The sequence below is a fragment of the Kocuria sp. JC486 genome, assembly GCF_011602805.1.
GTDB lineage: Bacteria > Actinomycetota > Actinomycetes > Actinomycetales > Micrococcaceae > Kocuria > Kocuria soli.
Genome location: NZ_JAAOZS010000001.1, coordinates 1 through 11,744 on the forward strand (window position 1 = coordinate 1; position 11,744 = coordinate 11,744).

13 protein-coding genes are annotated in these 11,744 nt (G+C 67.2%); 6 read left to right on the forward strand and 7 right to left on the reverse strand.

Going from position 1 to position 11,744, the window contains the following annotated elements; translation table 11 throughout:
* Positions 1–176: 176 nt before the first annotated feature.
* Complete coding sequence (locus GWK18_RS12985; protein ID WP_245192664.1) at positions 177–1,946, forward strand: S8 family serine peptidase; 1,770 nt, start codon at positions 177–179, stop codon at positions 1,944–1,946.
* 56 nt (positions 1,947–2,002) lie between these two features.
* Here the strand turns inward: GWK18_RS12985 and GWK18_RS00010 are convergent, their stop codons facing one another.
* Positions 2,003–2,989 (reverse strand): aldo/keto reductase, encoded by a 987-nt coding sequence (locus GWK18_RS00010; protein WP_166832381.1) that lies wholly within the window; start codon positions 2,987–2,989, stop codon positions 2,003–2,005.
* Positions 2,990–3,069: 80 nt separating this feature from the next.
* A complete protein-coding gene (locus GWK18_RS00015) occupies positions 3,070–3,507 on the reverse strand; it encodes a DUF3995 domain-containing protein (protein ID WP_245192665.1) in 438 nt (145 codons plus the stop codon).
* Between the two features lie 147 nt (positions 3,508–3,654).
* Between GWK18_RS00015 and GWK18_RS00020 the strand changes: the two genes are divergently transcribed.
* Positions 3,655–4,224 carry a TetR family transcriptional regulator gene (locus GWK18_RS00020; RefSeq protein WP_166832385.1) on the forward strand — a complete coding sequence of 190 codons (570 nt, stop codon included), beginning with the start codon at positions 3,655–3,657 and terminating at the stop codon, positions 4,222–4,224.
* Positions 4,225–4,249: 25 nt separating this feature from the next.
* On the opposite strand, the gene GWK18_RS00025 is transcribed toward GWK18_RS00020, so the two are convergent.
* Genes GWK18_RS00025 through GWK18_RS00035 form a run of 3 tightly spaced genes read right to left on the reverse strand, consistent with a single transcriptional unit; the run spans position 4,250 to position 6,757 of the window.
* Positions 4,250–5,092, reverse strand: a complete 843-nt coding sequence (locus tag GWK18_RS00025; protein WP_348535794.1) for an RNA methyltransferase — start codon at positions 5,090–5,092, stop codon at positions 4,250–4,252.
* A gap of 2 nt (positions 5,093–5,094) precedes the next feature.
* Positions 5,095–5,961 carry a sulfite exporter TauE/SafE family protein gene (locus GWK18_RS00030; RefSeq protein WP_166832387.1) on the reverse strand — a complete coding sequence of 289 codons (867 nt, stop codon included), beginning with the start codon at positions 5,959–5,961 and terminating at the stop codon, positions 5,095–5,097.
* A gap of 10 nt (positions 5,962–5,971) precedes the next feature.
* Positions 5,972–6,757, reverse strand: coding sequence for an ABC transporter ATP-binding protein (locus GWK18_RS00035; protein WP_166832389.1), 786 nt, complete (start codon positions 6,755–6,757; stop codon positions 5,972–5,974).
* Positions 6,758–6,865: 108 nt separating this feature from the next.
* On the opposite strand from GWK18_RS00035, the gene serB reads away from it, so the two are divergent.
* Positions 6,866–7,798: a phosphoserine phosphatase SerB gene (gene serB / locus GWK18_RS00040; protein ID WP_166832391.1), complete on the forward strand. Its 933-nt coding sequence runs from the start codon at positions 6,866–6,868 to the stop codon at positions 7,796–7,798.
* A gap of 120 nt (positions 7,799–7,918) precedes the next feature.
* On the opposite strand, the gene GWK18_RS00045 is transcribed toward serB, so the two are convergent.
* The gene (locus GWK18_RS00045) at positions 7,919–8,689 is read right to left on the reverse strand and encodes an SDR family oxidoreductase (RefSeq protein WP_123824779.1); all 771 of its coding nucleotides are present in this window, start codon (positions 8,687–8,689) and stop codon (positions 7,919–7,921) included.
* A 73-nt stretch (positions 8,690–8,762) separates the two neighbouring features.
* On the reverse strand, positions 8,763–9,494 hold the full coding sequence (gene fabG / locus GWK18_RS00050) for a 3-oxoacyl-ACP reductase FabG (RefSeq protein WP_166832393.1): 732 nt from the start codon (positions 9,492–9,494) through the stop codon (positions 8,763–8,765).
* A gap of 252 nt (positions 9,495–9,746) precedes the next feature.
* Between fabG and GWK18_RS00055 the strand changes: the two genes are divergently transcribed.
* The 3 genes from GWK18_RS00055 (at position 9,747) to GWK18_RS00065 (ending at position 11,742) form a co-directional block, all read left to right on the forward strand.
* Entirely contained in the window at positions 9,747–10,289 is a 543-nt protein-coding gene (locus GWK18_RS00055) for a DUF3099 domain-containing protein (protein WP_166832395.1), read from the forward strand.
* Positions 10,290–10,381: 92 nt separating this feature from the next.
* Positions 10,382–10,756 (forward strand): hypothetical protein, encoded by a 375-nt coding sequence (locus GWK18_RS00060; protein ID WP_245192666.1) that lies wholly within the window; start codon positions 10,382–10,384, stop codon positions 10,754–10,756.
* Entirely contained in the window at positions 10,753–11,742 is a 990-nt protein-coding gene (locus tag GWK18_RS00065; RefSeq protein WP_348535779.1) for an SURF1 family protein, read from the forward strand. Before GWK18_RS00060 ends, GWK18_RS00065 begins: the two co-directional genes overlap by 4 nt.
* Positions 11,743–11,744 lie beyond the last annotated feature (2 nt).

An 11,744-nucleotide genomic window follows, 5' to 3' on the forward strand; every position in this document is an offset into this window, starting at 1 on the left:
CGGGGGCCCCCCGGGCCCCCGAACCCCCGAACAAACGGAACCGGGGCCCCCGCCCCCGGAGGGGACCGGGACCGGAGCCCCGGCCCCCCCCCCCCCCCCGGGGGGCGCCGGACGCGGCAACCGATGTCCCCGCAGTCGCCGATCCCGGGGAGGTCCCCGAGGAGACGCCTCGCCTCATGGTCAAGTTCACCGAACCCTCGGACGAACAGGGCAGCAAGGAGGCTCTGGTGGCGGAGGCCGCCGCGTCCGCCGGGGTGGCCGATGAGGCCGGACTGGCCGAGGCGGAGACTCCCACCACCGTGAACACCCTCGACGACGGCACCGACGTGCTGGCCTTCGATGAAGCACTGACCGCTGAAGAACAGGCCGACGTCATCCACGAGCTCGAGGCCGATCCCCGCGTCGAGTACGCCGAACCGGACCGGCTGGCCGTTGCTTCCGCTACGCCCGCAACCAATGACCCGCTGCTGAACCAACAGTTCGGGCTGCTCGGACGCAACGTTCCGGCGGCATGGTCCACCAGCACCGGAGCGGGGCAAACCGTGGCCGTGATCGACACCGGCCTGGCTTCGCACCCGGACCTCCGGGGCAAGACCGTTCCCGGTCGGGACATGGTGTCCAACTGGCCGGACACCTTCGCGATCGACGGCGACGGCCGCGACGCCGATCCCTCGGATCCAGGCGATCGCCCTGGTGTCTCCGGCTGCTCCGCGACCTGGCACGGCACCCACGTTGCGGGCATTGCGGCGGCCGGCACGAACAACGGAATCGGCATGGCAGGTGTGGCCAGGGACGCCAAGATCATGCCCGTACGCGTCCTGGGTTTCTGCACCTACGGCTACGAGTCAGACATTGCCGCGGGCATCCGGTGGGCGGCCGGCGCGACGATCGACGGCACCACGGCGGCAGCACCCGCCACGGTCATCAACATGTCCCTGAACCTGGAGGGACGGTGCAGCGCCACCATGCAGGGCGCCATCGACTACGCGACCAACCGCAGCATCCCCGTCGTGGTGTCCGCCGGCAACGCCAACAAGGACGCGGCCAACTACCCACCGGCCAACTGCACCAACGTCATCGCGGTCGGTGCAGCCGACCAGAACGGCGCCCGGACCGTGTATTCGAACTGGGGCCCCGCCGTCGACGTCCTGGCACCGGGCGGCACATCGACCGTGCCCGTCATCTCGACCATGAACTCGGGGAGCACCACGTACGCCACGGCAAACTACGGACACAAGTACGGGACCTCCATGGCCGCCCCGTTCGTCGCCGGGACCGTGGCCCTCATGAAGCAGGCAGATCCGTCGCTCACCCCGGCGCAGATCGAGTCGACGCTCAAGTCGACGTCGACCGGTCAACTGGGCTCGCGCCAAGTGGCGCCGGCGCGCGCGGTGGCCTCCGTGGCCCCCGAACCGCCGTTCCGGGACGTCTCCCTCAGCAACCAGTTCGCCACCGAGATCTCCTGGGTCAAGGACCGCGGCTACCTGAAGGGATGGCCCGACGGCACGTTCCGGCCCCTCACCAAGATCGACCGTGACGCGATGGCGGCAGTGGCCTACCGGATGAAGGGCTCCCCCGCCTTCACCCCGCCCAAGACCTCGCCCTACAAGGACGTGCCGACCACGCACCAGTTCTACAAGGAGATCACCTGGGCTCGGTCCAACGGGATTCTGACGGGATGGCCGGACGGCACGTTCCGCCCCCAGAACGACATCACCCGGGATGCCACGGCGGCGATCTTCTACCGGATGGCGGGATCACCGGCCTACACGGCGCCGTCGACCTCCCGGTTCACGGACCTGCACCCCGGTCAGCAGTTCTACAAGGAAGTCCACTGGTTGGCCTCCCGTGGTATCACCACGGGGTGGCCGGACGGCACGTTCCGGCCGCTGAACACCACCAACCGGGATGCCATGGCGGCGTTCATCTACCGCTACTACAACTGAGGGCCACCCCCACCTGAGTCCGCTCACTCTGGTGCGGTACCCCGGGATGGTGGGCCTCAGCGGCCCACCATCCCCATGTGGAACTCGTTGTACCGGTCCCCGTGTACTCCCACGCGGTTGGCCAGGTCGTCCAGATCGGCCTTCTCGTTAGCCGAGAGGGCGACCTGGGTGGCCCCGGCGTTCTCCTGGATCCTCTCGGTCCGGCGCGTGCCCGGGATCGGTACGATCCACGGCTGCTGGGCCAGCAGCCAGGCCAGCGCCACCTGCCCCGGGGAGACGCCCTTGAGTTCGGCCAGGTGGGACACATGATCGACCAGCGCCCGGTTGGCCGTCAGGTTCGCTTCGTCGAACCGCGGGATCGTCGAGCGGATGTCTCCCTCCGCCAAGGGCGTGTCCGTGGAGACCGTGCCGGTCAGGAAGCCCTTGCCGAGCGGGCTGAACGGGACGAACCCGATGCCGAGTTCGGCGAGGGTCGGCAGGACTTCGGCCTCCGGGTCGCGGGTCCACAGTGAGTACTCGCTCTGGACCGCAGTCACGGGGTGGACCGTGTGGGCTGCACGGATTGTTGCCGCGGAGGGCTCCGAAAGCCCGAAGTGCTTGACCTTGCCCGCCTGGACCAACTCCCCCACGGTCCCGGCCACGTCCTCAATGGGCACGTCGGGGTCCACGCGGTGCTGGTAGAAGAGGTCGATCCGATCCGTGCGTAGCCGCTTGAGGGATTCGTCGGCGACCTGACGGATCTGCTCCGGTCGGCTGTTGAGTCCCTTGACCTGCCCGTCCTGGATGTCCCACCCGAACTTGGTGGCGATCACGACCTGGTCGCGCAGCGGTTCGAGGGCTTCCCCCACCAGTTCCTCGTTGACGTACGGGCCGTACACCTCGGCCGTGTCGAAGAAGGTGACACCGGCGTCGACGGCGGAGCGCAGCACCGCGATCATGTCCTCCCGGCTCCCCGGGTTGGGTCCGTAGCTCTGGGACATGCCCATGGCCCCGAGGCCGACTGCTGAGACTTCCAGTCCTTGTCCAAGTGTTCTGGTGTGCACGGTCAGACCTCCTTGACGTCGTCGTGCACCCCAGGCTACGACGGCAGGCGCCGGTCGGCGTGGCCCTGACGGTGCCTGGATCAACTCCGGCGTCGGGAGCGCAGGAGCGCAACCATGAGCGCCAATCCCCAGAGCAGGAACAGGGGATCCCACAACCAGGCGTGGCCGATCATTGCGTTACGGTCGTAGCCGCCGACCGGATCCACGATGCCCGCGAGAACGGCGCCACCCGCGGTCGTGTTGAGACCGCCCCACAGGATGAGGACCACTGCGCCCAACCAACACAGACCGCGGCTGACCAGCGCACCTGGCCAATGCTTGACCGCCAGCCATACGGGTACCACGGCGGCCAAGAGCTTGACGACGGCGACCGGGTACAGGAGCCACAGACGGTCACCGAAGCTGTTGATGATGCGCTCGCCGAGGGTCCACAAGAGCCATTCGCCACCCGATGCCCAATGGAAACTCGCAGCGGAGTGGAGGACCCCCGCCGCCGCTGCAGCAATTGCCCAGGCCAAACCTTGCGGCCTCGGGCGGCGGCTGTCGGCGGGGTCATGCGTCCAGGAGCTTGAGGCTGACCGTGGCGTGTGCCTTACGTTGTAAGTCATCCTTACACTGTACGTGACACTGGCGGCTGGCGTCGGCAGCGATTGAAGGGAGAGCCCATGGTTCGTGTTCGCGAGCCCCTGACCCGTACGGCCGTCCTGGAAACGGCGATCCGGCTCATTGACCACGAGGGCCCGGGCGCGGTGACCATGAGGAGGCTGGCGGCCGAACTCGGTGTCGAGGCGATGTCGCTCTACCACCACGTGAAGAACAAGCAGGACATCCTCGACGGCATGGCCGCGCTGTTGATTTCCCGGATGCCGACACTCACCTCAGCGGATGATGCGTCTTGGCGTGAGATCTTGCACGATGTCTGCTGGTCCTATCGGAACCTCATGACGGCACACCCGAATGTGTTCGCGGCACAAGGTGGAGGGCGCCCGCTCATCTCCGGAGAGGACCAGCTGGCAGCCCAACGCATCATCGAGGTTCTCGAACGGGCGGGGTTTCCGCTGGAGATCGCACTGGATCTGTTCCAGGTCGGTTCCTCCTTCACGCGCGGATTCGCGCTCTCCGACGTCGCCTACCGGGACTCGGAGCGCACTGTGCCCGACGAGTGGGCTTCTGACCGCGCGTTCGACCGTGGATTGACCGCCATCATGGACGGATTTGCCCGCTGGTTGGACTAGGGGACGCCGTCGACGACCGCTGTGGTCACCGCGTTGCGTAGAAGGCCACAGCAGACGATGCCGCGACGTTGAGGGAGTCCACCCCGTGCATCATGGGGATCGTGACTCTCCGATCCAGCCGGCGGTCCGCCCGGTCGGTGAGGCCGTGGCCTTCGGTTCCGAAGACCAGGGCCAGGCGTTCGTGTTCCTCAGTCACCAGGTCGTCCAGGGTGATGGCGCCCTCCCCCAGGGTCATGCCCGCCACCACGTAACCGGCTTCCTGGAGCACGTTCAGCCCGGCGGGCCAGGGGTTGATGCGGGTCCAGGGGATCTGGAACACCGTGCCCATCGACACGCGGATGGACCGCCGGTAGAGCGGGTCGGCACAGCGAGGGGTCACCAGGACGGCGTGCACGCCCAGGGCGGCTGCCGAACGAAACACGGCACCCACGTTCGTGTGGTCCACCAGGTCCTCGAGGATCGCGATCCGCGGGCGGTCCGGCAGGCTCGCCAGCAAGTGACCCAGTTCCAACGGCTCCGGCCGTTGCATGGCAGCCAACGCACCGCGATGGAGGTGGAACCCCGTCACAGCTTCCAAAACGTCCTCACCGCCCACGAACAGCGGCACGTCCGGGTGCGCGTCGATCACGTCGGCCAGATCGGTGACCCACTTCTCCGCCATGAAGAAGGACCGTGGGCGGTGGCCCGCCTCCAGCGCGCGACGCAGCACCTTGGAGGACTCCGCCAGGTACATACCGCGTTCGGGCTCGAGTTTGCGGCGCAGTGCGACATCCGTCAGGGAGGTGTAGTCGGCCACCCGTGGATCGTCGGGATCGGTCAGCCGCAGGAGCTGCGGGAACCGTGCCTCGAGGGCGCCGTCGTCGTTGATGGTCACAGAAGCTGCCTCACCATGTTGGCCAGGGCGACCACACCCAGGATCACGATCACCGTGCGCAGGGCCACGGGTGACAAGCGCTGCCCGATCTTGGCCCCCATCCAAGACCCGACGGTCGACGAGACCGCGATCAGCAGCACCACCCACCAGTCGATACGGTCGGCGGCGAAGATGATGTAGGAAATGGCGGCCACGATGTTGACCACGGCCACCAACACGGTCTTGACCGCATTGGCCGACTGCATGGAGGCCAGGAGAAAGACACCCAGGATCCCCAGCAGCAACACTCCTTGGGCGGCCACGAAATAGCCCCCGTACACACCGGCCAGGAACACCAGGACGTAGAGGATGAACGGCTGCGACCCCCGGTCCGGGTCAACTGAACCCGGATCCTCTCCACGGGTGCGCGCAAGCTCCGCCGCACGTTCTGCCTGCCGGTCCTTCCGCGCTCGGACGGCCGCCTGCAGTCGTGGCTGGAAGACCACGAACGCCAACGCCACCACGATCAGCACGGGGGCCACGTAGGCGAAGACCTCTTCGGGCAACAACATCAACAGCGCGGCCCCGACCACACCACCCAGTACAGAGCACGGCACCAGTTTGAGGAGAGTGTGCTCCACGCCCTTGAGCTTGCTGCGGTAGCCCCACGCGCCGGTCAGGTTTCCGGCGATCAACCCCATGGCGTTGGACATGGTCGCGGTGACGGGGGGAACACCCATGGTCACCAGGACGGGGAAAGTGACCAGCGTCCCGGAACCCACGATCGTGTTGATCAGACCGGCCCAGAGACCGGCAAGCAGAATCAGCGCAACCTGCCACCACTCGAAGTGGAAGCCGGCGAGCGCGTCAGTGAACCATTCCACCTAGCGCCGGTCAGTCCTGCCGGAACGCAGCGAAGCGCTGGCCGACGCGCACGAGCTTGAGGGGAAGTCCGTAGGTCTCGGAGAGCACCTCGGGAGTCATGACCTCCCCGACGGGACCGGCGGCCACCACAGATCCCTCACGCATGAGCAGGGCGTGGGTGAAGCCCGGCGGCACCTCTTCCAGGTGGTGCGTGACCATCACGACGGCGGGCGCGGTCGGTGAGGCAGCCAGTTCGTTGAGGCGCTCCACCAGGTCTTCGCGGCCACCGACGTCCAGACCAGCGGCCGGCTCGTCGAGCAGCAGGAGTTCCGGATCGGTCATGAGAGCGCGAGCGATCAGCACTCGCTTGCGTTCGCCGGAGGAGAGGGAGCCGAACTTGCGGTCGACCAACTTCTGGAGGTCCCAGTCGCGGATGAGCTGGTTCGCACGCTGTTCGTCGTCGGAGTCGTACTGCTCGCGCCACCGGCCTGCCACGCCCCAGGCGGCGGTGACCACGGTGTCCAACACGGTCTCGCTCGCGGGAATCTGATCGGCCAGGGGCGCGGAGGTGAGCCCGATGCGCGGCCGCAGTTCGAAGACGTCCACCCGGCCGAGGGTTTCGTCAAGGATCTCCACGGCACCGCGGGTGGGATGCAGACGCGCCGCCGCTATGGAAAGCATGGTGGACTTCCCCGCCCCGTTGGGGCCCAGGACCACCCACCGTTCACTGGCGTTGACCGACCAGGACACCTGGTCCAGCAACTTCTTGGTGCCGCGGACGAGATCGACATCGGTCATGGTTAGAACGGTGCTCATGCGACCAACTCTAGTCGTCACCCAACCCCGTTCAGCCTGTGGCGCAGGCCGCGAGTCGGCGGCAGGGTTGAATTCGCGCTCACCGGAGCGGGCGATAGACTCCGCCCCATGACCGACGAACTCGCCGTGATCGCCCTGTCCAAGACTCCGCAACCCGAGGACGTCGAAGAGATCCTGGCAGAGGTCGAGGATTCGGGAGCCACCGTCGAGCAGCACGGCCGCGTCCGGGTGACCTCGACCGCCTCCGGCGGAGTCGACGAATCCGAAGCCACCGGGTACTCCGCCATGACCGTCCGCGTGACGGGCGCGGACCTGGAAAACCTGCGTACGCGGCTGCGTCCGGATCCCATGGGATTCCGCTGGCACAGTGTCGACGTGAACGTCATCCCCGGGCACCTCTTCGATCCCGAGGTCAAGAAGATGGTCATCATGGACGTGGATTCCACGCTCATCCAGCAGGAGGTCATCGAGCTGCTCGCCGCCCACGTGGGCAGGGAACAGGAAGTGGCCGAGGTCACCGAGCGCGCCATGCGCGGGGAGATCGACTTCGCCCAGTCGCTGCACGAACGCGTGGCGGTTCTCCAGGGGCTTCCGGAGAGCGTGATCGACGAGGTTGTGGCCCAGGTCCGTCCCAGTGTGGGCGCACGGGTTCTCATCGAAACCTTCCATCGCGCCGGTCACACCGTGGCCGCGGTCTCCGGTGGTTTCAACCAGGTGCTCGCCCCCCTGGCCGAGAAGCTCGGGCTGGACCACTACTTGGCCAACCAGCTCGAGATCGAGGACGGGCACCTGACCGGGCGCGTGACCGGCGCCGTCGTGGAGGCCGAAATCAAGGCACGAATGCTGGAGGAATGGGCCATCAACGACGGCGTCCGTCCCGAACAGGTCATTGCCGTGGGTGACGGTGCGAATGACCTCAAGATGCTGGCCCGGGCCGGGTTGGGGATCTCCTTCAACGGGAAGCAGGTCCTGCGGGAAGCCGCAGACGCGCAAATCAATCTGCCGAACCTCGACTCGGTGCGGTTCTTCGCCGACCTCTGAGTTCCGGAACCACGCCCCCCGTCGTCCTGGCGGCCGTGTTCAATGCCGAGAGGCCCGCTCGTCACAGGACGAGCGGGCCTCTCGGCCTCTGGCGGGTGCGGGCGCGACGGCCCGTGGCGGTCAGCCGACGGGCTGAGCGGCACCGCCGTCGGCAGGGAAGTCACCGGAACCGCCAGCCAGCTCCACGTGCCCCGTGGGGACGTCGGCGGTCACCATCTTGGCGATTTCCGTGGCGAACTCGTTGACGGACAGCAGTTTGCCGGCGGCCTCGCGTCGGGCTTCCAGAGCCCCCGGCTGCGCGCGGTTGAGCAGCGTGGCGGTCACCGTGCCTTCGATCATGTCCCCGGACACCACCACGAAGTCCACTCCGCGCTCGGTCATCTCGGGGATCCGTGACGTCAGCTGGTCCTCCCCCGCGCGCTTGGACTTGGCGACCTCCACGTAGGCGTCCATGGTCTCCACCTCGCGGATGAAGTGCGCCTGGTGGCTGGTCACGAACACCACGCGGCCGCCGTCGGACAGGTGCTTGAGGGCGGCGGTCAGGGCGGCGTCCTGGGCGTCGCGGTTCAGCCGCATGGCGTAGTCCTCGCCGAGGTCTGACTCCATGCCGCCGGAGGCGTTGAGGATCAGGACGTCCAGGGAACCGAAGGTGTCCACGGCCTGCTTGAACAGGTTCTCCACGGATTCGGTGTCCGTCAGGTCGGCACCCACCGCAATGCCCTTGCCGCCCGCCTCTTCGATCTCCTTGATGACCTTGTTGGCGCGCGGCGCCTTCTGTCGGTAGTTGACGACGACGTTGGCGCCCTCGCCCGCCAGGATCTTGGCGGTGTCGGCGCCCACGCCGCGGGAGGATCCGGTGATGACGACGGTCTTGCCTGCCACGGAATTCATGAACAGCTCTCCTTGCAATCGAGGGGGTTTTTCGACTGTGGGCGTTGGTGGTTTCGGGGTGCGGCGGTGTGGGTCACAGGCCCATGCCGAGGCCGCCGTCCACGCGGATCACGGTCCCGTTGACGTACCCGGCCCCGGGCGAGGCCAACCACTGAACGGCGCTGGCGACCTCGGCAGGATCGCCGAATCGCCCGGCGGGGATGCTGGCCATGTAGTCGGCCGTGACGTCCTCCGGCAGCTCCGCCGTCATGTCCGTGGTGATGTAACCCGGGGCAACCACGTTGGCGGTGACGTTCCGAGCGCCCAGCTCACGGGTGATGGCCCGCGCCATGCCGATCAGGCCAGCCTTGGAGGAGGCGTAGTTGGCCTGGCCGGGCGCACCCATGACCCCCACCACGGAGGAGATGAACACGATCCGACCGCGCTTGAGTTTGAGGAAGCCCTTGGTCGCGCGCTTGGCCACACGAAAGGCGCCGACCAGGTTGGTGTCAAGCACGGACGTGAAGTCGTCCTCGGTCATGCGCATGAGCAGGGTGTCCTTGGTGACCCCGGCGTTGGCGACCAGGACCTCCACGGGCCCCCAGGTACTTTCGATCTCCTTGAACGCTGCGTCCACGGACTCCGTGGAGCTCACGTCGCACCGCACGGCATCAACGCCCTCGGGTGCATCTCCGGTGCGGTAGGTGATGATCACCCGGTCGCCCTGCGCGCGGAAGGCATCGGCGATGCACTTGCCGATCCCGCGGTTGCCACCGGTGACCAGAACGACGCGAGGTTCTGCGGACTCGGAAGTTGCATCTGCCATGAGAGATGGTTGCCTTTCGATCAACGATGTCTGCAGTGCACCAGCGCCGCTGCGGGCTGCTGATGACCGGCTCAGACTACCCGCGAAACCGTCGGGACACCTTGGGCACGCCCAACCACGCAGGCCCGGCAGGCTTGTGTGAATCGTCGACCACCCATGCGCGATCAACGGTTGGGCGCCGCTTGAGACAGGTGCACAATGGAGGTCTGGCGTCCGGGGACCCGACGCCCATGAAAGGGAAGAGGTGGCTGCGTGGCGCATCGTTACCTCACCACCACGGACCTGGCCGACATGCAGCGAGCCGCCCGTTCCGCCGCTCCAGTCGGCACCGGTGACCTCCGGGGAACCCGGGACAAAGCGGCCGGGGGTCCCACCGTCCACTCCATCACGTCCACGCCGGAGGGCCGGTCGAAGGACATGGGGCGGCGGATGAAGGTCTACACAATCCAGATGGCTTTGCGCGTGGCCTGTTTCTTCGGATTCGTGCTGGTGGACAACTGGTGGTGGCGGATCGTCTGCGTGCTCGGCATGGTCCTGTTCCCGTGGTCGGCAGTTCTCCTGGCCAATGCCGGTGCCGACAAGTCCGAACGGGAGTCCAGCTACCTGGGACCGGAGCCCGTGCCGATGCTCACGAGCACACCCGAACCTGCCTCCGCTAACGCGGCCGAGGACTCCTGGGAAGACACGCGGGACGACAATGGCGAGTCCTCGAGTGAGGAGAGCGCCGCGGCGCACGGGCCGAGCGTCGTCGAAGGTCAGTGGAGCGAACACCCGGGAACGAACCCCGAGCGATAGGCTGGCCACCGGCCGTCAGGGCTGGATCAGCCCGAGTCGCCCCGTAGCGCCGGGTCAATTCGAAGTCAGTACGTCAGGAGCACCAGTTCCCCATGCCATTCGACCTCTTGGGTTCCCTGTCCCGGGGCGAAGACCACCCGTACGGAGAGTCCGAAAGTCATCAGGACGAGCGGCAAGTGGCCGCAGCCGGAGATGGCCAGAATGTGGATGCCGTCCAGTGCTCGCGCCGCGGTTGCAGGGACGCTGCGTCTTGGCTGTTGGAGTGGAACAACCCCAGGGTGCACACCCCTGACCGGCGCAAGACCTGGGCGGCCTGCGACGAGCACCGTGCGCACCTGGCGGCGTTCCTGACCGAGCGCGGCTTCCTCAAAGCCGTGCGCCCGCTCGAGCCGGAGTCCTCCACTGTCGCGAAGGAACAGAGCGGGGACCAGTCACCTGAGACCCGGCCAACCGGAGACCAACAGTGAGGCGCAATATCGCGGCCTACGCGTTCCTCCTCTCTGGGCGTTGGATCGCCTGGTTCCTTCTGTGCTGTGTGGCCGCCGTGCTCTGCCTGTACCTGGGCAACTGGCAGATGGGGCGCGCGGACGCGATGACCGAGCGCAACGACCTAATCACCGAGAACTACCAGGCCGAGCCCATCACCGGTCAGGCCGCGGTCACGGCCTTCACCGACACCGACCCCGGCCAACGGTGGCATCCGGTTGAACTGCGCGGCAGCTACCTGCCGGACGAGACCCTGTTGGTCCGCAACCGCGCCCACGACGGCGTGATCGGTTACGAAGTCCTGGTCCCCTTCAGGACCGCGCAGGGCACGACCGTGGTGCTGGATCGCGGCTGGATCGAGACCTCGGACGCGGGAAACGGGACTCCCAGCCAGGTGCCTGCCCCTCCTACGGGCGAGGTCACGGTCACCGCTCGCCTGCAACCGCCCGAGTCAACCGTCGCTCGGGACTCCCCCGACGGGCAGGTGGCCTCCATCTCGCTGGAGTCGATCGCGGACGTCTCGGGGCTGAACGTCGCCACGGGGGCCTACGGCCAGGTGGCCGACGAGGACCCTGCACCGCAGTCGGCCCCCGAACCGTTCTCGGAACCCGATCTGGACTACGGACCGAACCTCTCGTACGCGCTGCAATGGGACGCCTTCTCCGTCCTGGTGTTCGTGGCCTACGCCTTCTCCGCCCGGCAGAAGGTCCGCAACGATGCCTGGGACCGCGAGTACGCGGCCCAGATCGAGGCCGAACTCAGCCAGTACTACGACGACGACGGCAACTTCAGGTCCCGCGGCGACGGCATTACGGAGGAGGACGTGGTCCGACGTCTGGAGATGGTCGACGACATGCCGGCGCACCTGCGGGACATCATGCGGCCCAAACGCGTCAAGCGAACCTACGCGGTGCGTGACGCGGAGGAAGAGGACGCCCTGCTCGACGCCCACGGCGAACGAGGCTGAAA